The sequence below is a fragment of the Bradyrhizobium sp. USDA 4510 genome (assembly GCF_054059095.1).
The window spans coordinates 3,335,585-3,356,347 of sequence record NZ_JBSSBT010000001.1 but is presented as its reverse complement, the minus strand read 5'-3'; the positions used below and the strand labels follow the sequence as shown (position 1 = coordinate 3,356,347).

Genomic DNA, 20,763 nt, shown 5'->3' with positions numbered 1-20,763 from the left:
GCTAGCTCCGCAGTCCCGGCGCTTCCTGGCCGGTCCGCGCGACATACTCAGTGTAGCCGCCGCCATATTGGTGGATGCCGTCAGGGGTCAGCTCGAGCACGCGGTTGGACAGCGCGGCGAGGAAGTGCCGGTCGTGCGAGACGAACAGCATCGTGCCCTCGAACTCGGAGAGCGCTGATATCAGCATTTCCTTCGTGGCGAGATCGAGATGGTTGGTCGGCTCGTCGAGCACCAGGAAGTTCGGCGGATCGAACAGCATCTTGGCCATCACCAGCCGCGCCTTCTCGCCGCCCGAGAGCACCCGGCACTTCTTCTCGACGTCGTCGCCGGAGAAGCCGAAGCAGCCGGCCAGCGCGCGAAGGCTGCCCTGGCCGGCCTGCGGAAACGCGTCCTCCAGCGACTGGAACACGGTGCGCTCGCCGTCGAGCAGGTCCATCGCATGCTGGGCGAAATAGCCCATCTTGACGCTGCCGCCGACCGCGACCGCGCCGTCGTCGGGCTCGGTTGAACCGGCGACCAGCTTCAGGAGCGTCGACTTGCCGGCACCGTTGATGCCCATCACGCACCAACGCTCCTTGCGGCGGATCATGAAATCGAGGCCGTCATAGATGCGCCTGCTGCCATAGGCCTTGTGGACGTTCTTCAGGCTGACGACGTCCTCGCCGGAGCGCGGTGCCGGCTGGAACTCGAACGCCACGGTCTGCCGTCGCCGCGGCGGCTCGACCCGCTCGATCTTGTCGAGCTTCTTCACCCGGCTCTGCACCTGGGCTGCGTGCGAGGCGCGCGCCTTGAAGCGCTCGATGAACTTGATCTCCTTGGCGAGCATCGCCTGCTGCCGCTCGAACTGCGCCTGCTGCTGCTTGTCGGAGAGCGCGCGCTGCTGTTCGTAGAACTCGTAATTGCCGGAATAGGTGGTGAGCTGGCCGGCGTCGATCTCGACCACCTTGTTGATGATCCGGTTGATGAACTCGCGGTCATGCGAGGTCATCAGCAGCGCGCCCTCATAACCCTTCAGGAACTGCTCGAGCCAGATCAGGCTTTCGAGATCGAGATGGTTGCTCGGCTCGTCGAGCAGCATGACGTCCGGACGCATCAGAAGAATACGCGCAAGCGCGACGCGCATCTTCCAGCCGCCGGATAGTTTGCCGACGTCGCCGTCCATCATCTCCTGGCTGAAGCCGAGACCCGCCAGCGCCTCGCGCGCGCGGCCGTCGAGCGCGTAGCCGTCGAGTTCCTCGAATTGGTGCTGCACTTCGCCATAGCGCGCGATGATGTCGTCCATCTCGTCGGCCTTGTCGGGGTCAGCCATCGCGGCCTCGAGTTCCCTGAGCTCGGCCGCGACCACGCTGACGGGCCCTGCCCCATCCATCACCTCGGCGACCGCGCTGCGGCCGGACATCTCGCCGACATCCTGGCTGAAATAGCCGATCGAGATGCCGCGATCGAGCGAGACCTGGCCCTCGTCCGGGATTTCCCGGCCCGAGATCATCCGGAACAGCGTGGTCTTGCCGGCGCCGTTCGGCCCGACGAGGCCGATCTTCTCGCCCTTCTGGAGCGCCGCGGAGGCTTCGATGAAGAGGATCTGGTGGCCGACTTGCTTGGAGACGTTATCGAGGCGGATCATGCTCTAATACTGGGGAACTGAGGGTTTGCGGCCTCTTATTCGATCTGGGACGTGGGTGGAAGCCCATTCCGCAGGTTCGTGCCGCGTTTCGTGCATGCCACGATCGTTGCCAATCGAATATGACATGAAGCGGTTCGACGATCGGTTTTGGGGCATCTTATGCAAGTCTGGTTTCTCTATCTGCTCGCGCTCGGCGCCGGCATCTGCGTCGCCGTTCAGCAGGTCCTGAACGGCAATCTCAGGTCCGCCCTCAACTCGCCGGCCTGGGCCGGGCTCGTCAGCTATCTCGGCGGGCTCGTGACGATGGCGGTCGTGCTGGTCGCGACCCGCGAGCCCGTGCCGTCCTGGAAGCTGGTGACGGCTGTGCCGTGGTGGGCCTGGAGCGGCGGCGTCCTCGGCGGCATCTTTATCCTGCTGATGATCCTGCTGCTGCCGCCGCTCGGCGCCGCGACCCTGCTGGCACTGGTGGTTGCGGGTCAAATGCTCGCGGGCATCGCGATGGACCATTTTGGCCTGTTCGGACTGGCGCAGCACCCGGTGTCGGTTTCACGGCTGGCCGGCATCGCGCTGATCATCGGCGGCGTGCTTCTGATCAAGGATTGACGGGCTCTCGTCAGGCGCGGCGCATCAGGCGCAATTCGGCGGACAGGCGAAGGCTGCGCTTGCCAGCCAGCGCGATGCCTTCGAGCTCGGCACCGTCCGCACGGCACGAACCGGCAAAACCGATGCCGACTTCATAACCGCCGAACACCGGGTACTCGCCCTTCGCCGGCGTATGCTCCTGGTTGACGATCTCGCCTCGCCAGCGGCCATCGGCCGACGAATACGAACCGAGATAGTAGAAGAACGCATCGCCGCCGAGGATGCGGCCGTCCATCAGCAGCATGACCCCGGTGAGCCCGGCATCGACACCGTCGAGCGCGCGCAGATGGATCGAGTACAGTCCGTTGACGATGCCGCCGGGACCGACCGCCCCGCGCGGCGGCAAGGCCTCGTCGTCGAGCGGCGCCAAATTCGCCCAGAACACGCCGTCCGGCATGGCGTCGGCCTTGCCCTCGAGCAGGATGGTGGACCCCTCGCTCCTGCCGCGCACCTTGATGACGGTGACGTCGGCGCCCATCAGCGGCTTGAAGTTCGGATCGTCATTGTGGCGCTCGGTGATCACCTCGGCGGCGATCTCGCCTTCCGTCACCTGATAGGTGCCGAGATGGGCAAAGGCCGAATTGCCGCCCAGCATCCTGCCGTCATGCATGCACATGATGCTGCGGCCGAATGCGCCGTTGATGCCGTACTCGACCTTGTAAAGTCCGTTGAGCACGCAAAAATCCAAAAAATAAAATTGATTCTATTCGCCCCATAGCACCAGGCCGAGCGCCGCACCATTGCGTCTTTTGGCGCAGGCACGCCCGCAATGTCCGGGTGTGGACAGCAGCCGATTCGTCGCTTAGCTGTAGGCACCGCCCGCGTCGTGCTGCGTCACGCGGGATCCGGTCTGCCGGTTCTCTGATCTCCCAGTTCATTGTGTCCAAGCATTTGCGCATTCCGCCAATGGTCGCGCGGCCGCACCCGGCCTCGACACAGGCGAGGCTTCGAGGAGCATCACATGATCAATCGCTTTGGCCTGGCCGCCGCGCTGGCGCTGCTGCTCGGCGGCGACGGCACAGCCCTGGCCCAGTCACTTCCCGACTATATGGGGCCGATCTCCGGTAAGACCTCATCAACGCCGGCCGACGTCGCGACCAAGGACGTGCTCGCGCTCAACACCGGCATGTTCGAGCTCTACGGCGATGCGGCGCGGATCTTCCAGAAGAACATCCTCGACAAACACCCGGTGATCCTCGGCCTGTTCTCCGGCGCCGGCGGCCGCCTGATCCTGTACCGGCCGGGCAAGCCGCCGACCGAGGCGCCGCAGGTGCCGATCGTCTATCAGCTGCTCAAATCGGTCGGCCACAGCACGATGGCGCTGGCCGAGGTGGTCGGCCCCTATGTCAACAATCCCGACGACAAGGCATGGCGCGGGTCGATGCAGGCCTATCGCAGCCGGATGCAGTCGGCGCTCGACGGGCTCGATGCCACGCCGATGCAGGCGGACTGGCGCGACAACAACCGTGCCATCCTCAAGAACAACATCGCCTTCATGGATGAATGCCTCACCGCCGGCGCGATCCCCTTCGCGACGCTCGAGGCGTTCGGCAAGAAGCAGGCGCCGCTGCTCGCCAAGAACGTCGCCTGGGCTGCGCAGACCCAGGTTGCGCACTGGATGACGGTCATGGCCGACTGGAAGTCGCAACTCGGCGCCGACTGGGACAAGACCTACGGCGCGAGCAACACGATCTATGTGGCGCGGCAGAACAACGTGATCTTCAGCGTGCTGGCGCAGTTCTTCGGGCCCGACGCCATCAACAGCCGCCTGATGCTGATCGAGACGATCTCCTTCACCACCACGCCGTCGGACATGCTGGAATCGCTGATCCGGATCATCGCGGACCGCTCGGTCGGCGCGCTGTTCTTCGGCAGCTATCACCTGATGGACTATGAGCTGATGGGGGGCGACGCGCGCGAGGCGATCATTGCCGAGACCAAGAAGCGCGGCATGACCGCCTTCCTGCCGCCGCTGGTGCCGTTCGGTTCCAAGCAGTGGCCGACGCTGATCACGCCGGGTCCGGGACCGGCCACCATCGCCGACCTGAAGTGAGCCCAAAGCTACGAGTGAGGCAGCTACGACCTATTGCGGCGTTGCGGTTGCGCTCGCCTTGCCGCAATACTTTCGCGTGTATTGCACCAATTGTTAAATCCCGGCGCGATATGCCGTCGTCGAGGTGTCGATGAAAGATCAGACCATGCGGCCTTCGCGACGCGATTTCGTGAAGTGGTTGTCGGCAGGCGGCATCTCGGTCAGCCTGTCGCATCTGGCGCTGGCGAAGGAACCGGCTTTCGCGACCCGCGAGACGCTGCCCGGCCGCGGCCATTTCAACCCGGCGGAAAAGGGCGCCGGCCGTGTCGACGGCGTCGCCAAGGTCACCGGCGCAAAACTCTACGCGTCCGACTTCCGCGCCGCCGACATGCCGGGCTGGCCCGCGACCACCGCGCACGCCATCCTGGTCCGCGCCGATGACGCGACGCATGTCTATGCCGGCATGGACCTCGCCCGTCTCGATGGTCCGGCAAAGCCGTCGGTTATCGTAACCGCTGCCGATCTCGACCGGATCGGCACGCGGGTCCCGGAGTTCTACACCGGCGATCTGTTCTGCCCGGTCGGCAAGACGCCGCTCTATCTCGGACAACCGGTCGCGCTGTTGATCTTCGAGCAGTTCGACGCCTTCGACCGCGCGCGCCTCGCGCTGCGCGACGGCGGCTTCGTCAAATTCGGCGACGAGACCGGGCCGGTCATCCTGCCGAACTACGGCGCGTATCGCTTCACGCGCGTGGCGGGCGCCTCGCCTGACGCGCCCGACGTCTATTCGCCGATCCAAGCCGGTTGGGTTTCGCCGAGCCGCATCCAGAACGCGGCGCTGCCGGTCTGGCTGCCGCTCGCCAAGGAGACCAAGGCCGACTACGCCAAGGCCGCAACCCATGGCGAAGCGATCCGCGCCCAACTCGCCAAGGACGATCCGACACAGCTCGTGCTCGACCGCGAGTTCGAGACCCAGTCGGTCGATCCGATGTTCCTCGAACCGGAGAGCGGGCTCGCCTGGTACAGCGACAACAGCGGCAATCTCGAACTGGTGCTCGGCGTGCAGTCGCCCTATGAGGCGACCGAGTCGATCGCCTTCATGCTCGGCAAGGCTCGTCCGCCGTTGCGGCCCTCGCACATCAACGCGCAGTTCGCCCATGTCGGCGGCGGCTTCGGCGGCCGCGACCATACCCCGTTCGTGCTTTACGTGGCGCTGGCGGCGATGTTCTTCCCGGGCCGGCCGGTGCGGCTGGCGCAGGACCGCTACCAGCAATTCCAGGGCGGCATCAAACGCCACCCGATCAAGATGCGCTCGCGGATCGGCATCGATCGCGCCAGCGGCAGGATCACGGCATTTGCCGCCGATCATGTGCTCGACGGCGGCGGGCTCGCCAACTTCTCGGCCAATGTCGCGGTCGTTGCCGCGACCGCCGCGATCGGCATCTACGACATCCCGAAAGTCGACGTCACCACCGTGGCGCTGCACTCGCGCGGCGTCACCGCAGGCTCGATGCGCGGCTACGGCACGCTGCAGACCATGACCGCGCTCGAAGTCCTGATCGACGAGGCGGCGAGCGAGCTCAAGGTCGATCCGATCGCATTCCGGCGCAACAATGCGCTGAAGCAGAACGGCCGGACCATGACCGGCAATCCCTACATCGTGTCGGTGCGCACGCCAGACATCCTCGACAAGCTCGAGAAGCATCCGATCTGGCAACAGCGCGCTGGCTTCAAGCAGAAGGCGCCGGAGGGACGCCTGGTCGGCACCGGCGTCGCCTGCGTCACCAAGGATTACGGCTCGGGCGCGGATTGCTCGCTCGGCCGGGTCGAGATCGACCCCGAGGGACGGATCGCGATCCACTGCGACCACGTCGAGATGGGCAACGGCGTCGGCACCGCGCTCGCCAACCGGGTCGCGAGCCATCTCGGCGCCGTCGCCGACGAGGTCGCGGTCTCCCGGGTCGACAGCTACGACGCGCTCGGGCTCGTCACCTCGGGCGATCCCTACACGATGGATCAGAAGACCCAGGATCTCGCCGAGAAGAACCCGCGCTGGGTGCCGGCGATCAGTTCGGCAACCAGCGCGTCGATCGGCGCCCATGTCGGCACGCACTCGTCGGCCGAGGCGGCCCGCGTCATCTTCCGCTTCGGCCTGTGGCCGGCGGCGCTCGAGCTCTGGCACATCGCCAAGGCCGATCCCCGCACCCGCCAATGGGACAAGGCGCACTGGAAGGATGGCCAGCTGGTGCTCGACGATCTCGCGCCGCTACCCTTGCCAAAGCTTGCCGCGACCGCGCATGCGCGCGGCTTCGTCACCGGCGCCATCGCGCACAGCTTCTCGCGCTGGGCCTGGTCGCGCGCCCGCTTCCCGCTGTTCGGCGAGCAGTATCGCGCCGAGATCGACGCGCTCGCTATTCGTCGCGGCCGGAGCCAGTTCGAGCGGATCGACCGAACAAGCGTGAAATTTCCACCGACCGACAACAACCGGATCGGCACCGCCTACACCTCGATGTGCGGCACGCTGGTCCGCGTCGAGATCGAGCGCGCGACCGGCAGCTTGCGCATCGCCAAGGCCTACAGCGTGTTCGAATGCGGCCAGGCGCTGGTGCCTGAAGTGGTGCTCGGCCAGTCGCATGGCGGGTTCGCGATGGGCGTCGGCTACGCCTTGCTGGAAACCCTGCCGCCGTTCGAGGGCGGGCCCGGCAACGGGCAGTGGAATCTCGGCCAGTACCTGATCGCGCGCGGCTCCGACCTGCCGCTGCACGATCTCGAGATCGAGATGCTGCCGCCGCTGACGCCGGACGAGCCGCCGAAGGGCATGGCCGAGGTGGTGATGATCCCGATCGTGCCGGCGCTGCTCAACGCCATCAACGACGCGACCGGCCACCGCTTCCGCTCACTGCCGGTGACAACGAGCCTGCTCAAGGGAGCGCTGGCGTGACGACGCTCAACCTCACCATCAACGGCCAGAAGCACGGTCCGATCGAGGTCCGAGACGACCTCTCGATGAACGATTTCCTTCGGGAAATGCTCGGGATGACCGGCACCAAGTTCGGCTGCGGCGCCGCGCAATGCCTGAGCTGTGCCGTTATCATCGATAATCCCGACGGCACGAGCTACACCACCCCGACCTGCGTGGTGCCGGCGGCCAATTTCGACGGCAAGGCGATCCGCACCGTCGAGGGCCACGCCAGGGACGGCGAACTCTCGCCGTTGCAGCGCGCCTTCATCGACCACTTCGCGTTCCAGTGCGGCTATTGCACCGCCGGTTTCCTCAACGAAGGCCAGGTGCTGCTCGAACGGCTGGCGAAGACGCCGGTGGCGCGGGACCAGCTCGAGAGCGTGATTGCGGATGCGCTCGACGGCCATCTGTGCCGCTGCACCGGCTACATCAAGTATCATCAGGCGGTGCGCGACGTGATCCTCGCCGATTCCAAACGCTATCTGACCGCCAGCAAGTGAGTGCGCGAGCAATGCCATCGCAAACGCGGTTTCGGATCGTTGCGGTGCTGACGGCGCTCGCGACCAGCCTGTGCGCGGGCTACGCGGCGTCGGAAAGCGCGAGCCACGCCCTCGCCTCGCCGGAAAGCTTTGCCGGCATCGAGAATGTCGAGCAGCGCTCGGCGGCGATCTTCACCGAGCTCGGCAAGGTGTTGACGCATCCGCGCTGCACGAACTGCCATCCTGCCGGCGACAGCCCGCGGCAGGGCGACATCAGCCGCAAGCATCAGCCACCGGTGACACGCGGTGCCGACGGCCACGGCAAGGACGCCATGCGCTGCTCGATCTGTCACCAGCACGCCAATTTCGACCCCGGTCGGGTGCCGGGACACCCGGAATGGCACCTTGCGCCGCGCGAGATGGCATGGGCCGGCAAGACCGTCGGCGAGATTTGCGCGCAAATCCGCGACCCCGAGCGCAATGGCGGCCGCAAGGTCGAGGAGCTGGTCGAGCATATCGGCAAGGACACGCTGGTGGGCTGGGCCTGGCATCCCGGCTTCGGCCGCGCACCGGCACCGGGCACGCAGGCGCAGGCCGGCGCGCTGGTCGAGGCCTGGGTGAAGACCGGCGCGGCCTGCCCAGTGCCTTAAGTCGCGCAACTCCGAACTAGTGGCGCTTGAAATACTGCACGTCGCGCTCGTGCTTCTCCGCCGCCGCGCGCGACTTGAAGGTGCCGAGATTGCGGCGCTTGCCGGTCTTCGGATTGACCTTGCGGGAATAGAGCCGGTACCCGCCGGAACTTAGTTTGCGGATCATCGCAACGCCTCGCCAATGCCTTTCGCATGTCAACGACATGCCGCGGAGAGCGTTCCAGTTCGGTCAGAAGCAGAGATTGGTCACGGCATTGCCGCGCTTGTCCTTGATGACATAGGGACAGCGGGCCCGCTCCAGCGCCTTCTTGGCATCCTCGTCGCCGAGCGCCGCCGCCCGCTCGTAATAAGCTTTCGCGGCATCGCTGTCCTTCGGCCCGCCGCGACCGGCCTGCGCGAAGGCGCCCATCCGCTCCAGCGCGCCCGGATGGTTCTGCGCAGCGGCCTTCTCGAACAGCGCCCGCGCGCCGACATCGTCCTGCGCGCCGCCCTGGCCTTCGGCCAGCATCATGCCGAGCTGGTACTGCGCTTCGGCATTGGTCTCGGCGGATTTGGCGAGCAATTCGCGCGCGCGTGCCGGATCAGCTGCCGCGCCGCCGCCGCCGAGCGCGGCGAGATTGCTGACGCCGCGCGCGTTGCCGGCCTGCGCCGCGCGCTCGAACAATTTGCGGGCCTGCGCCTCGTCTTTGGCAACGCCGGTGCCGTTGCCGTAGAGCACGCCGAGCTCGACCATCGCCGAGGTCGAGCCCTTGTCGGCGGCCTTGCGCCAAGCGCTTGCGGCTTCCGCCGTCTGCCGGTTGGCGGCATAGGCCCGGCCGAGCTGGTACATCGCGCGGCGCGACGATCTTGCGGCCACCGCGCAGTACTTGATCGCGGTCGCGATGTCGGCCGACGCGATGTCGGGCACGCCCTTCACGTCGGCCGGCTTGTCGGGATCGGTGGGATCGGCGGCAAGCCGGTCGCACAGCACGAGGTCGGCCGATTGCGCATGGGCAAGCACGGGCGCGGCCAGCGCCACAGCGAAGACAATCGCGTGAAGTGGTTTGAACATGACCAGCAGGTTGCGTCGCGGTGCGGGCGAATTCAAGGCTCGAGCCCGGTCTCGCGCAGCACTGGCGCGACGTCAGCCGACGACAGATAGCGCAGCAGATGATCGGCGGCCGCCGCGCGCTGCGACGCTGCCATGCGGCCGGCGGAGAACACCGCCGGGGTCTGCAAATCCAGCGGAATCGGCCCGACGACCTCGATGCCCTCGATCTGCTTCAACTCACTGATCTGCTGGATCGCGAGGTCGGCCTCGCCGCTGACGAGCTTCTCCGCGGTGAAGCCGCTCGGAATGATCACCGCCCGCGCGTTGATCGCCTCCACAATGCCGAGACGCTCGATCAGCTGCGCGAACAGGATGCCGCTGGCGCCGAGCCGCGAATAGGCCACCGCCCGCGCACCGAGCAGCGCCGCACGCAGCGCGGCTTCAGTCGCGATGTCGGGATGAGCCGCCCCCGCCTTCACCGCGACGCCGACATAGGAGCGCGCGAGATCAACGGCACTTTCCCGCGCAACGCGGCCCTCGCCGATCATCTCGTCGAGGCCCTGGCGGGTCAGGATCACGAGGTCGGCTCCCTCGCCACCGCGCAGGCGTTCGAGCAGCGCCAGCGTCGGGGCGAAATCGGCATCGATCGCAACGCTGCTTGCCACCTGATAGGCAGCGGCGAGCCGCGCGACCGCGCCCTTCAGCGCCAGTGTCGAAAGAACGCGAACCGAATTGCCCATATGGCCTATGCCCGCCGCATCAGCTTGAGCGCGGCCGTGAGGCGCAGGCTGCGCTTGCCGGCAAGCGCGGTCGCCTCCAGCACGGCGCCCTCGGCGTCGCAGGTGCCGGCAAAGCCGATGCCGACCTCGTGGCCGCCAAAGATCGGGTTCTCGCCCATCGCCGAAGTGTGCTCCTGATTGAGGATCTGGCCCTTCCAGCGGCCTTTCTCGGAGGTGTAGGTGCCGAGATAGTAGAAGAAAGCGTCGCCGCCAAGGATGCGGCCATTGTTCAGCAGCATCACGCCGGTGAGGCCGCCGTCGACCCCGTCGAGCACGCGGATGTGGATCGAATAGAGCCCGTTGATGACGCCGCCCTCGCCGACCCCGCCGGCGAGCGGGATGTCCCCCTCGGTGATCGGCGTCATCACCGACTGGAACGGCACGCCGGGCAACTCCTTCAGCTCGCCCTTGAAGCGGTAGAGGTCGCCGTCCGGCCGGCCTTTGGCAATCAGCGTGGCGTCATCGGTACCGGCCATCGCGCGGTAGTTCGGATCGGGGTTATGGCGGACGGTCTGGATCTCGACTGCGACCTCGTCGCCGGCTTTCTCGTAGGTGCCGATATGGGCGAACGCCGAATTGCCGCCCAGCATCTTGCCATCGCCGACATACATCACGCCGCGGCCGACGGCGCCGCCGAGTTCGAACCGGACCTTGTAAAACCCCTCAAACAAGCGCCGCATCCCCGGCAGCCAAGATGCACCCGTTATCTAGCGCGGTTCATAACGCAGCGAAACCGGTTTCGGCGGAACGCCGCCTGCAAAGGGTATCGCTAAATAGCGAAGGTCCGCCAAGGCTGTCGCCCTGGCGGACCCGATTTGCGGTACCGGATGGCTCCATCCGGGTCCGATAGCAGCTTAGGCCGCAGCCACTTAAGCCGCAGCCTTGGCGCCGGTCGGCACCTCGGAGATCGTCTTCAGGATCTGCGAAGCGATCTGGTAGGGGTCGCCTTGCGAGTTCGGACGACGGTCTTCCAGATAGCCCTTGTAGCCGTTGTTGACGAAGGAGTGCGGAACGCGGATCGAGGCACCACGGTCAGCCACGCCGTAGCTGAACTTGTTCCAGGGCGCGGTCTCGTGCTTGCCGGTCAGGCGCTTGTCGTTGTCCGGGCCGTAGACGGCGATGTGATCCATCAGGTTCTTGTCGAAGGCCTTCATCAGGCTCTCGAAGTACTCCTTGCCGCCGACTTCGCGCATGTACTTGGTCGAGAAGTTGGCGTGCATGCCCGAGCCGTTCCAGTCGGTGTCGCCGAGCGGCTTGCAATGGAATTCGATATCGATGCCGTAGCTCTCGGTGAGGCGCAGCATCAGGTAGCGGGCCATCCACATCTGGTCAGCGGCGGTCTTGGAGCCCTTGCCGAAGATCTGGAATTCCCACTGGCCCTTCGCCACTTCGGCGTTGATGCCTTCGTGGTTGATGCCGGCGGCGAGGCAGAGATTGAGATGCTCTTCGACGATCTTGCGGGCGACGCTGCCGACGTTCTTGTAGCCGACGCCGGTGTAGTACGGGCCCTGCGGCGCCGGATAACCCTCTTCCGGAAAGCCGAGCGGACGGCCGTCCTTGTAGAAGAAGTATTCCTGCTCGAAGCCGAACCAGGCGCCTTCGTCATCCAGAACGGTGGCGCGCTTGTTCGAGACATGCGGCGTCTTGCCGTCGGGCATCATGACTTCGCACATCACCAGCACGCCGTTCTCGCGCGCGGCGTCGGGATAGCAGGCGACCGGCTTCAGCACGCAGTCAGAGCTGTGGCCTTCAGCCTGCTGGGTGGACGAACCGTCAAAGCCCCACAGCGGAAGCTGTTCGAGGGTCGGGAACGACGCGAATTCCTTGATCTGCGTCTTACCGCGCAGGCTCGGCGTCGGCGTATATCCGTCGAGCCAGATATACTCGAGCTTGTACTTGGTCATTGAACCTCTCTGTTGATGATGCAAAACCGTGAGGAACCGAAAGCCAGTCGGCCGCCGCACGCGTACCCGGCCACCATCGGCCGGCTCTTACTAAGCAATTAAAATGCCAGTCGCTGCACTGCGGTGCCCGCCCGGCCGCGGATGTCCACAGCGGAGATCGCATTTTTTTCTGCGACATAGCAGCGCGGCTGGCATGCGCCGCGGTCAGTCAAAATCTTCTCCCAGCGCCCTCCGCCGCCCGTTTCTGCAGCAAATTCGGCTACGGCATCGCCTGCCGCTTAATGCGGCGGCAGCGCCATGTGACAGTTCGTGTCCAACGATCGGGTGCCCCGCAACCATCGTCGCGGCTCAAGCGTTGGTCAGCTACATCCTGCCTCACAGGAAGCAAACCCGAATCTGCCCACGAATTAGCCAAACCATGACTATTTCTTGTTCACTTGCACCCCGCCCAGCCCGGGCCGATATCGAAAACACGGTAACCACACGCGAATGAGTCGGGCGCACCATGGAGGCTCGCTCCGGCCAAAGGAGACTTTGACATGATCACCACGGGCCAAAACCAAGGACCGATCCAGGGATCGGCAACAATCTATCAATTCCCGGCAGGGGGCCGCGCGGCTCTCGGCGGACGCCGCTACGGCGAGGCGCGGACCGCGCTCGAACTCGCCGCTGAAGTCGAGACCTCGGCCTGCAGCGAGAGCTGGTACCATCAGGCGGCCATCGACGACGCCAAGCCGGGCCGCGATCACTGATGCCGATGCGATCGAGGGGCGCGACGCAAAAACGTCAGACAGCAGCAGAACAATAACAAGGGTCGGAACGCGAGCGTTTCGGCCCTTTTTTCATGCCAGCTCGCAGGCCGTCGCCGGCCGCCTTGCATGCCGGAGCCTGGCAAGCCCGGCCCGGCTGATCTCGAGCGTGACTCCGCCGCCCTTGTAGCGCGTGCCCGTCAGCGACAGGCGCTTCTTCAGCGTCACCGCCTTGCCGTCGAGTTGCAGATGCGCGCGCGTATCCCCGTTGAAGAACCCGGCAATGAATTGCGTGCCGTCGGCGCAGCGATAATTCCGAAAGGCGGACTGCGCCGACACGTTCGAGGAACCAAAGAGCTCGAAAAGAATTGCGCCGATGACAATGGCGCCCCCGCGATAAGTCATATTCTCCCCCCAACGGGCCGGTTATAGACCTGTCTGCGCCGCTATTCCTGCGCCAAGACCTCATCAGCTGCAACAGGCCCGCCCGATGTCCGAAGCCCCAGCCCGTCATCTCAATCTCGCCGGCGCCAGCAATTTTCGCGACCTCGGCGGCTACCAGACGCGCGACGGGCGGACGGTGCGCTGGCGCCAGATCTTCCGCTCCAACCATCTTGCGCATCTTACCGAGCAGGACGTCGCCGTGGTGCGCTCGCTCGGGGTCAGAAGCGCGTTCGATTTTCGCGGCGTCGCCGAGCGCGCCGAGGCGCTATGCGGCATGAGCGACGTCACCGTGCATTCGCTTCCCGTCGAGCCGACCGTGGTGGCTTCGCTGCGCGAGATCGCCAGCAACCGTCAGCTCTCGGAAGCCGATGCGATCGACGTGATGCGGGACTCCTACCGGGGCTATGTGCAGGACAACACCGCGCGCTACCGCACGCTGTTTGCCCATCTATTGGAAGACCGCGCGCCGCTGGTGATCCACTGCACCGCCGGCAAGGATCGCACCGGCTTTGCCTGCGCGCTGATCCTGCACGCACTCGGCGTATCCGATCAGGTGATCGCGGACGACTATCTCCTGACCAACCGGTTCTACAAACGCGACCCGGCCCACAGCACCGAGCTGCCTGACGACGTCAAGCAGGTGCTCGGCACCGTGCGCGCGGCATTTCTGGAGGCTGCATTCGAGGCGATCGATGCCGACTATGGCAGCCTCGACGGTTATTTCCGCGAAGGCCTCGGGCTCGGCCAGGCCGAGCGCAAGGCGCTTGAAGGCCGCTATCTGCAGGCCTGATCAGTTCGCCCGACTTTTCGAGCGACGTGCACACCGGTTCGCGTGAAGAAAACGCGGCTGAACCAAAAAAGCTCAGGCCGCTGCGGCCTCGAGCTCGAGTTCCGCATCGAGGTCGGCAATCACATCCTCGAACGCCGAGATCGCCTGCTGGATCGCGGCGATCTGCATCAATTCCCAGCTGCCCACTGGTCCCTTGCGGTTTTGCAGCGCCACCACGAGATCGCGCCGCTGCTCCTTAAGCTGAACCAGCGGTAAACCGTGATCCGGAAGATTTCCCATTCGCATAACCCCTACCTTGGCTGGAGTTCCGCTTCTAAGGAAAGGGTTCTGCAAACGACTTACAGAACTGCTGCAAATTTTATCCAACAGGCCCTACCCCGTAGTCTTACGTAGTCGGGCCGACGTCATTGGGCTTACGTGATCGCCTCCGGCTTCAAGGCGTCGTCGATCGCGCCGAACAGCGACTGGGTTACGCAATTGGTCGCCCATTCGCTGGTATGAAGCTGCCCGCCATCGTCGAGCTCGGCGAGTGGAATCCCGTCATCGGTCCAGCGCTTCATCAGCGCGAAGCGGCTGAACAGATTCACCTTCTTGCTTGCAGTCACTTCGGCGATCATCGGCATGATCACGTTGGCGAGATTGAGCGCAGCTTCCGTACCGACGATCGCCTGCGTGTACTGGGAATCCATCACGACCACGTCAAGCGGAAGCGCAGCGAGCACGTCGAGCCCGGCCTCCAGCGCCGCACGCACCTCGGCCGGATTGTAGCTCTTGTAGACGGCGTTGGTGCCGACCTGCCAGATCACCAGCACCGGCGCCTCAGCCGTCACGTCGGACTCGATGCGCGAATACTCCTCCGGCGCCTCCTGCCCGCCGATCCCGCGATTGATCACGTCGATCATCCGGCCGAAGAAGCGTTGCCGCAGCAGCATCTCGAGCCGCGGCGGGAACGGCAGGATGTTGTCAGCGCCCGCGGTCGAGGACGATCCGAGCGCCACCAGCTTGATCTTGCGCTGATGCCGGAGCGCATCCGCGAAGTGCGGCAGCTTATGTCCGAACCTGACGAGATCGGGATGGGTTTCGCACGGTCTGGGTGTCGGCATCGCAAACATCCTTGAGGTGAATGAATTGATGAATGCGCGCAGTAGGCGGCGAAATTGGCGGCATTGCAAATGAATTCCGCCTGATCATAGTGGGCATTCGTTTGCTCGCGAATGCGGAGACCGCCATGCACGGAAAAGCCATCGTCATCACGGGCGCCCTTGGCGCGCTTGGCAAAGTGGTCGCCACAGAGGCGCTGGCGCGCGGCGCGCGCGTCGCCGGCATCGATCATGCCGCGTCAACGCTTGCGGCGACGGCCGACCATATGGAGCTGGGCGGTGTCGACCTCACCGACACGGCGCAGGCGACCGCCGCGATCGACAAGGCGGCCGCGCATTTCGGCCGGCTCGACGGGCTGATCAACATCGCCGGCGGCTTTACCTTCGAGGCGGTCGGCGACGGCGACCCGGCGACCTGGCAGCGCATGTATGCGATGAACGTGATGACGGCGCTCAACACCTCGCGCGCCGCTATCCCGCATCTCACCAAATCGGGCGCCGGACGGATCATCAATATCGGCGCACTCGGCGCCTTGCAGGCGGCCTCCGGCATGGGTCCCTATGCCGCCTCGAAGGCCGGCGTGCACCGCCTTACCGAGTCGCTCGCTGCGGAACTGAAGGGCAAGGTCACGGTCAACGCGGTGTTGCCCTCGATCATCGACACCGCCGCCAATCGCGCTGCGATGCCGCAGGCCGACATCTCCAAATGGGTGACGCCGAAAGAGCTCGCCCAGGTGATCCTGTTCCTCGCCAGCGATGCCGCGAGCGCCGTCACCGGCGCGCTGCTGCCGGTGAACGGGCGGGTTTAGATGTGCTCCCTCTCCCGGATGCCTTTCGGGTCGATCTGGCCGATGCCATATGCTCGTGATGACTACTGCAGAAGACATCGAAAAGGCCGTCGAACGGCTGCCTCCTCGTGAGCTGGCCCGCTTTCGCGCCTGGTTTGAAACGTTCGATGCCGAGCGTTTCGATGCAGCGATCGAACGGGACGCAAAGGCCGGGAAACTCGACGCCTTGGCGGACGAGGCCTTGGCAGCTTATCGCGCCGGACAGTCGCGCGACTTGTGAAGCACTCGGCCTCCCCCAAATTTTGGACTGCCTACGAATAACTACCCGTTCCAATCCGTGAGCTCGCCGACGCGAACTTTGCGCTGTTGAAGCGCAATTCACGTCATCCATCTCTACAATTCAAGAAGATCGGGCGATTTTGGTCCGTTCGGGCTGGCTTGCGCTATCGCGCGCTTGCCGTCGAAACAAACGAGGATACCTCTGGTTCTGGATCGGCTCGCACGCAGAATATGATCGCCTGATCAGCTGAGGCCGCGAGCGCGACTAGCATCGGCAGTTCAGTCCGCAACCAGCAGCCGCAGCTTCGACCGGAAGCGGAGCTCTGCTTGCCGGCGAGCGGCATGCCGTCACCTTCGGCTGTCTGGTCGGTGTAGGTGCCGGTAAATCCGATCGTGACCACCTTGCGTTCCCACACCGGGCGCTCGCCATAGGTCGGCGAATGCTCCTCGTTGGTGACCTCGCCCTTCCACTTGCCATCGGCTGCGGTGTAGCTGCCGTAGGCAAAGAAAAACGAGTCGCCGCCGCGCATCTGTCCGTCGCGCAGCACCATGACGCCCTGGTTGCTGCCAGAGACGCCGTCGAGAAATTCGACGGTGATGTGATCGAGCCCGTTCCGGATCATGAGCTGCGCCTGGTCCCGGTTCCGACAATAGCCGCTCGGCCGTGTCTTGGGCAAATTCCAATCGCATCGGCGGGCGCAATTCCGCGCTATGCTGGCGCACCGAGTCGCGGCCGATGCCGCAGGAGCCTGCCTGTTGGAAACCGCGCTTTATCTGCCCGTCAAACGCTTCCTGGAAAAGCTCGGCTTCACGGTGAAGGGCGAGATCGGCGGCTGCGACCTCGTGGCGCTGAGCGGCGATGATCCACCGGTCGTCGTGGTCGGTGAACTCAAGCTCGCCTTCAATCTCGAACTGATCCTGCAGGCGGTCGATCGCGCCGGCGCCGCTGACGAGGTGTGGATCGCGGCCAAGGTGTCGGCCCGCGGCAAGGGCCGCGAGAGCGACGCGCGCTATCGTAATCTGTGCCGGCGGCTCGGCTTCGGCATGCTCGGTGTCACCGACCGCGGCGACGTCGAGGTGCTGGTGCCGCCGCCGACCGCGGCGCCCCGCCGCAATCCGAAGAAACGTTCACGGCTGATCACCGAGCACCAGAAGCGCAAGGGCGATCCCGCAATGGGCGGATCGACGCGGGCGCCGATCATGACCGCCTACCGGCAGCAGGCGCTGGCCTGCGCCTGTGCGCTTTCGGATGGGCCGCGGCGGGTGCGCGACCTCCGCGCGGATATTCCCGACGCCGGCAAGATCCTGCTGCATAATGTCTATGGCTGGTTCGATCGCGCCGAGCGCGGCATCTATGTGCTGACCGATGCCGGTCGCGCCGCGCTGAAGCGCTGGCCGCAGCAACAGATGAGTGCATCCGGGGCAGAAGCCATCCCGTAGAGCATGATCCGGAAAAGTGCGAAGCGGTTTTCCGAAAAGATCATGCTCAAACAAGAACCTAAAGTGCGATGATGACTTGGCTTCATCGCGCATTGGAGGGGGAAATCATGATCGTCGTCACCGGCAGCGTCACCGCCCGCCCCGACTCGTTCGACGAGGTGCGGCGGCTGAGCCTTGAACATGTTCATCGCTCGCGCACCGAGCCCGGCTGTATCTCCCACGCGGTCCATGTCGACTGCGAGAATTCGCTCAGACTGGTGTTCTTCGAGCAATGGGCCGACCGCGCCGCGCTGGCGGCGCATTTCGCGGTCCCTGCGTCACGCGATTTCGTCCGCTCGCTGCAATCTCTCGCGGCCGCGGCGACCACCATCGAACTTTATGACGCTCACAAGATTGAGAGACTCTAGCTGCATGGCTGGATTGCCATCTCACATTCATATTGCAATGCAACATTGGGGACCTTACGTATCTCTCGCGATTCAATGATGAGGCGGCGATGAGCGGAGACTGGAACACCAAGTATGGCACCCGGCGCGTGCGGCATGATCCGCCGACGCTGGAAGAAGCAATCTTCGCTGCCATCGGCATCACCGATGACGTGGAGGCCCAGGCCGAGATCGCGTCGGCCCTCATGGGGCTGCCCTATGACGACGTGCTCGCCGAGGTGAAGAAGACCGCGCGCGTCAGTGCCCGCACCGGCACGGCAACCCGTGTCATCGCCGGCGAACAGGGCGCTCAGCGCTCCGTCGTGGTTGAGCGCCGCGTGGTCCGCCGCTTTGCGACCGACAAGCGCACCGGCACCTGAGACGCACCATCCAATTGCTGAAAGAAAGAGGGCAATCCATTGAGTGGATTGCCCTTTTTCGTTTGATCCGAGATTCTTGTTGGGCGCGTGTCCTTCACGCGAACCGGTATCCACTTCGCTTGGAAACGCTGCCGATTCAGGCCGCCCGGCCCCAGCCGGAGATCTGCATCACCATGCGCCAATACGCGCGGTTCATTTCGACGATCGCGTGCGCAGCCTCGACCGGCGTCACCGCGGTGACAGCCGGCGCCGCTTCGGGCTGCTGCTGCTCGCTCAGGTCGATGCTGCCGGTCGACTCGCCATGACGGAAGGTCAGCTGGGCACCGAACTTGGTGGCGAGCGCCCGCATCGCATCGTTCTGTGCGCCAGTGGTGATGCGCAGGCTGCCGTAGCCCTTGGCGTGCGCCTCGGCGATCAGCTTGCGGAACAGGGTGCTGCCGACGCCCTTCCGCCGCGCCGACCGCTCGACGCTGAAAGCGATCTCGGGCTGGGCATCCGGTGACTGCTCCGGCGGATGCAACTCGGCCGCGCCGCGGACCACGCCGTCCTCGAAATAGGCGATGATGACCGTGCCGTCATTGGCGCAGCGCTCGGCGTAGCGGCGGATGAAACTGTCGTCGATGAAGCCATGAAAACGATCATGACGGCTGGTGCGATCCAGCCGCAGCAGGTGATCGCGCAGCAGCGGAAGCTCTTCCTGCTGGCTCAACGTCCGCACGGTGCCCTTGGCGGCCGTCGAACGAATGGAATCATAGTTCATTTCATAACTCCTCTTGGTAGCCCTCGAGGAGGCGTCGAGTCCCTAGCAACCCCTATATTGTGCGACGCACCATAAAATTCAAGCGCCGAGATTCATTCAATTAAGGCATGTGGTGATTGGTAAATCACATTATCGCCCCATCATAGTACCAGCTGTGTCTGGGTCACCACCGCGACCAGCTTGCCGTCTTCGGTCTCCAGCCTGGTCTGCCACACCTGGGTCCGGCGCCCGCGGTGAACCGGTGTTGCGGTCGCAATCACGGTCGTCCCCTCCTTGGCGCCGCCGATGAAGTTGGTCTTGCTCTCCAGCGTCGTGGTGCCCTTGGCGTCCCCAGGCAGGTTGATCACGGTCGCGGCGGCGCCGACCGAGTCCGCAAGGGCCATCACCGCGCCGCCATGGATCGTGTTGCGGAGGGTGCAGAGGTCCGGCCGCACCACCATTTTCGCGACCACCCGGTCCTGATCGGCCTCGATGAACGTAACGCCCTTCAGTTCCGCAAACGGCATCTTCATCGACTGGATCTTTTCGAGCGGCGTCATGGGCACTCCCTGCTTTGTGGCCTTCTTCGAGGTTGATATCGGGCATGATGGATTGCCAGAGCGGGCCCGGCAATGACGTCTGAGGTAATGGCGCGAATGACGTCATGACATCAGTGACAATGTGCCTCGGAGCCTGCATACCGCCTGCCATGCGCGACTTCCCTCCCCGTCGGATCGTCTGCCTGACCGAAGAGACGGTCGAGACGCTCTATCTGCTCGGCGAGCAGGACCGCATCGTGGGCGTCTCCGGCTACGCGGTGCGGCCGCCGCAGGTCCGCCGCGAGAAGCCGCGCGTGTCGGCGTTCATCTCCGCCGACATGCCAAAGATCCTGGCGCTCGACCCCGATCTGGTGCTCGCCTTCTCCGATCTGCAGGCCGACATCGTCGCCGATCTCGTGCGCGCCGGCGTCGCCGTCCACGTCTTCAACCAGCGCGACGTCGCCGGCATCCTCGCGATGATCCGCAGTCTGGGCGCAATGGTCGGTGCCGCCGACCGCGCCGATCGGCTCGCGCAAAACCTCGAACAACGGCTGGCGACGATCGCGGCAACGCCGCGTCCGGCACCGCGGCCAAAGGTCTATTTCGAGGAATGGGACGATCCGCTGATCAGCGGCATCGGCTGGGTGTCCGAACTGACCGAGATCGCCGGCGGCGAGGACGCGCTGCCGCATTTGCGCGTTCACAAGGCGGCCAGGGATCGCATCGTCACGCCTGACGCGGTGCGCGCGGCGATGCCCGACGTGATCCTGGCGTCCTGGTGCGGCAAGAAGGTCGTGCCCGACCGCATCCGCAAGCGTGAGGGCTGGAGCGAAATCCCGGCGGTGCGCAACGACCGCATCGTCGAGATCAAGTCGCCCATCATCCTGCAGCCCGGCCCCGCCGCGCTGACCGATGGGCTCGATGCGATCGTGAAGGCGTTGTGGGCGGAGCGCTGAAACCTCCAGCGTCGTCCCGGCGCAGGCCGGGA

Annotated in this window: 26 protein-coding genes; 13 read left to right on the top strand and 13 right to left on the bottom strand. The window is 65.0% G+C overall.

The genetic code is table 11. From position 1 onward, the window contains the following. Position 1 precedes the first annotated feature (1 nt). Positions 2-1,624 carry an ABC-F family ATP-binding cassette domain-containing protein gene (locus ACVMDN_RS15145; protein ID WP_057019934.1) on the bottom strand — a complete coding sequence of 541 codons (1,623 nt, stop codon included), beginning with the start codon at positions 1,622-1,624 and terminating at the stop codon, positions 2-4. Between the two features lie 159 nt (positions 1,625-1,783). Between ACVMDN_RS15145 and ACVMDN_RS15140 the strand changes: the two genes are divergently transcribed. Continuing rightward, positions 1,784-2,227 (top strand): DMT family transporter, encoded by a 444-nt coding sequence (locus tag ACVMDN_RS15140; RefSeq protein WP_016843015.1) that lies wholly within the window; start codon positions 1,784-1,786, stop codon positions 2,225-2,227. A 10-nt stretch (positions 2,228-2,237) separates the two neighbouring features. Here ACVMDN_RS15140 and ACVMDN_RS15135 read toward each other — a convergent pair whose 3' ends face one another. Continuing rightward, positions 2,238-2,942, bottom strand: coding sequence for a GrlR family regulatory protein (locus ACVMDN_RS15135; protein WP_057019933.1), 705 nt, complete (start codon positions 2,940-2,942; stop codon positions 2,238-2,240). 285 nt (positions 2,943-3,227) lie between these two features. Between ACVMDN_RS15135 and ACVMDN_RS15130 the strand changes: the two genes are divergently transcribed. The 4 genes from ACVMDN_RS15130 (at position 3,228) to ACVMDN_RS15115 (ending at position 8,389) form a co-directional block, all read left to right on the top strand. Next, positions 3,228-4,319, top strand: a complete 1,092-nt coding sequence (locus tag ACVMDN_RS15130; protein ID WP_456814339.1) for a hypothetical protein — start codon at positions 3,228-3,230, stop codon at positions 4,317-4,319. Between the two features lie 145 nt (positions 4,320-4,464). Next, a complete protein-coding gene (locus tag ACVMDN_RS15125) occupies positions 4,465-7,239 on the top strand; it encodes a xanthine dehydrogenase family protein molybdopterin-binding subunit (RefSeq protein ID WP_076832216.1) in 2,775 nt (924 codons plus the stop codon). Further along, complete coding sequence (locus ACVMDN_RS15120; protein ID WP_057019931.1) at positions 7,236-7,760, top strand: (2Fe-2S)-binding protein; 525 nt, start codon at positions 7,236-7,238, stop codon at positions 7,758-7,760. Before ACVMDN_RS15125 ends, ACVMDN_RS15120 begins: the two co-directional genes overlap by 4 nt. A gap of 11 nt (positions 7,761-7,771) precedes the next feature. Then, positions 7,772-8,389, top strand: coding sequence for an Isoquinoline 1-oxidoreductase subunit (locus ACVMDN_RS15115; protein WP_456814338.1), 618 nt, complete (start codon positions 7,772-7,774; stop codon positions 8,387-8,389). A 16-nt stretch (positions 8,390-8,405) separates the two neighbouring features. On the opposite strand, the gene ACVMDN_RS15110 is transcribed toward ACVMDN_RS15115, so the two are convergent. The 5 genes from ACVMDN_RS15110 to ACVMDN_RS15090 form a co-directional block, all read right to left on the bottom strand. Beyond that, entirely contained in the window at positions 8,406-8,555 is a 150-nt protein-coding gene (locus tag ACVMDN_RS15110; protein WP_225163025.1) for an SPOR domain-containing protein, read from the bottom strand. Positions 8,556-8,618: 63 nt separating this feature from the next. Next, entirely contained in the window at positions 8,619-9,440 is an 822-nt protein-coding gene (locus tag ACVMDN_RS15105) for a tetratricopeptide repeat protein (protein ID WP_076832067.1), read from the bottom strand. A 32-nt stretch (positions 9,441-9,472) separates the two neighbouring features. Continuing rightward, a complete protein-coding gene (locus ACVMDN_RS15100) occupies positions 9,473-10,159 on the bottom strand; it encodes a substrate-binding domain-containing protein (RefSeq protein ID WP_456814337.1) in 687 nt (228 codons plus the stop codon). 5 nt (positions 10,160-10,164) lie between these two features. Then, complete coding sequence (locus ACVMDN_RS15095; protein WP_057020062.1) at positions 10,165-10,869, bottom strand: hypothetical protein; 705 nt, start codon at positions 10,867-10,869, stop codon at positions 10,165-10,167. Between the two features lie 198 nt (positions 10,870-11,067). After that, positions 11,068-12,102 carry a glutamine synthetase beta-grasp domain-containing protein gene (locus tag ACVMDN_RS15090; protein WP_024581543.1) on the bottom strand — a complete coding sequence of 345 codons (1,035 nt, stop codon included), beginning with the start codon at positions 12,100-12,102 and terminating at the stop codon, positions 11,068-11,070. A gap of 539 nt (positions 12,103-12,641) precedes the next feature. Here ACVMDN_RS15090 and ACVMDN_RS15085 point away from each other — a divergent pair. Then, positions 12,642-12,854: a DUF2735 domain-containing protein gene (locus ACVMDN_RS15085; RefSeq protein WP_050386610.1), complete on the top strand. Its 213-nt coding sequence runs from the start codon at positions 12,642-12,644 to the stop codon at positions 12,852-12,854. 90 nt (positions 12,855-12,944) lie between these two features. Here the strand turns inward: ACVMDN_RS15085 and ACVMDN_RS15080 are convergent, their stop codons facing one another. Then, complete coding sequence (locus tag ACVMDN_RS15080; protein WP_057019926.1) at positions 12,945-13,256, bottom strand: MliC family protein; 312 nt, start codon at positions 13,254-13,256, stop codon at positions 12,945-12,947. An 85-nt stretch (positions 13,257-13,341) separates the two neighbouring features. Here ACVMDN_RS15080 and ACVMDN_RS15075 point away from each other — a divergent pair, with 85 nt between their 5' ends. Then, positions 13,342-14,085, top strand: coding sequence for a tyrosine-protein phosphatase (locus ACVMDN_RS15075; RefSeq protein WP_076832061.1), 744 nt, complete (start codon positions 13,342-13,344; stop codon positions 14,083-14,085). Positions 14,086-14,157: 72 nt separating this feature from the next. On the opposite strand, the gene ACVMDN_RS15070 is transcribed toward ACVMDN_RS15075, so the two are convergent. After that, the gene (locus ACVMDN_RS15070) at positions 14,158-14,364 is read right to left on the bottom strand and encodes a hypothetical protein (protein WP_035634033.1); all 207 of its coding nucleotides are present in this window, start codon (positions 14,362-14,364) and stop codon (positions 14,158-14,160) included. Between the two features lie 134 nt (positions 14,365-14,498). After that, positions 14,499-15,188 (bottom strand): SGNH/GDSL hydrolase family protein, encoded by a 690-nt coding sequence (locus tag ACVMDN_RS15065; RefSeq protein WP_057019924.1) that lies wholly within the window; start codon positions 15,186-15,188, stop codon positions 14,499-14,501. 125 nt (positions 15,189-15,313) lie between these two features. Here ACVMDN_RS15065 and fabG point away from each other — a divergent pair, with 125 nt between their 5' ends. Together fabG and ACVMDN_RS15055 are read left to right on the top strand one after the other, a co-directional pair. Next, positions 15,314-15,994 carry a 3-oxoacyl-ACP reductase FabG gene (fabG, locus tag ACVMDN_RS15060; RefSeq protein ID WP_057020061.1) on the top strand — a complete coding sequence of 227 codons (681 nt, stop codon included), beginning with the start codon at positions 15,314-15,316 and terminating at the stop codon, positions 15,992-15,994. 49 nt (positions 15,995-16,043) lie between these two features. Continuing rightward, positions 16,044-16,253, top strand: a complete 210-nt coding sequence (locus ACVMDN_RS15055) for a hypothetical protein (RefSeq protein ID WP_371852171.1) — start codon at positions 16,044-16,046, stop codon at positions 16,251-16,253. 163 nt (positions 16,254-16,416) lie between these two features. On the opposite strand, the gene ACVMDN_RS15050 is transcribed toward ACVMDN_RS15055, so the two are convergent. Continuing rightward, the gene (locus tag ACVMDN_RS15050; protein WP_309143779.1) at positions 16,417-16,875 is read right to left on the bottom strand and encodes a GrlR family regulatory protein; all 459 of its coding nucleotides are present in this window, start codon (positions 16,873-16,875) and stop codon (positions 16,417-16,419) included. A gap of 133 nt (positions 16,876-17,008) precedes the next feature. Here ACVMDN_RS15050 and ACVMDN_RS15045 point away from each other — a divergent pair, with 133 nt between their 5' ends. The 3 genes from ACVMDN_RS15045 (at position 17,009) to ACVMDN_RS15035 (ending at position 18,497) form a co-directional block, all read left to right on the top strand. Then, the gene (locus tag ACVMDN_RS15045) at positions 17,009-17,692 is read left to right on the top strand and encodes a DUF2161 domain-containing phosphodiesterase (RefSeq protein WP_057020059.1); all 684 of its coding nucleotides are present in this window, start codon (positions 17,009-17,011) and stop codon (positions 17,690-17,692) included. Positions 17,693-17,799: 107 nt separating this feature from the next. Continuing rightward, positions 17,800-18,099 (top strand): putative quinol monooxygenase, encoded by a 300-nt coding sequence (locus ACVMDN_RS15040; RefSeq protein WP_076832055.1) that lies wholly within the window; start codon positions 17,800-17,802, stop codon positions 18,097-18,099. A gap of 89 nt (positions 18,100-18,188) precedes the next feature. After that, a complete protein-coding gene (locus tag ACVMDN_RS15035) occupies positions 18,189-18,497 on the top strand; it encodes a hypothetical protein (RefSeq protein WP_016843036.1) in 309 nt (102 codons plus the stop codon). A gap of 136 nt (positions 18,498-18,633) precedes the next feature. Here ACVMDN_RS15035 and ACVMDN_RS15030 read toward each other — a convergent pair whose 3' ends face one another. Continuing rightward, positions 18,634-19,257, bottom strand: a complete 624-nt coding sequence (locus ACVMDN_RS15030) for a GNAT family N-acetyltransferase (protein ID WP_168856993.1) — start codon at positions 19,255-19,257, stop codon at positions 18,634-18,636. Between the two features lie 140 nt (positions 19,258-19,397). Continuing rightward, complete coding sequence (locus tag ACVMDN_RS15025; protein WP_057019919.1) at positions 19,398-19,796, bottom strand: PaaI family thioesterase; 399 nt, start codon at positions 19,794-19,796, stop codon at positions 19,398-19,400. Between the two features lie 149 nt (positions 19,797-19,945). On the opposite strand from ACVMDN_RS15025, the gene ACVMDN_RS15020 reads away from it, so the two are divergent. Continuing rightward, positions 19,946-20,731 carry a cobalamin-binding protein gene (locus ACVMDN_RS15020; protein ID WP_057019918.1) on the top strand — a complete coding sequence of 262 codons (786 nt, stop codon included), beginning with the start codon at positions 19,946-19,948 and terminating at the stop codon, positions 20,729-20,731. Positions 20,732-20,763: the final 32 nt, after the last annotated feature.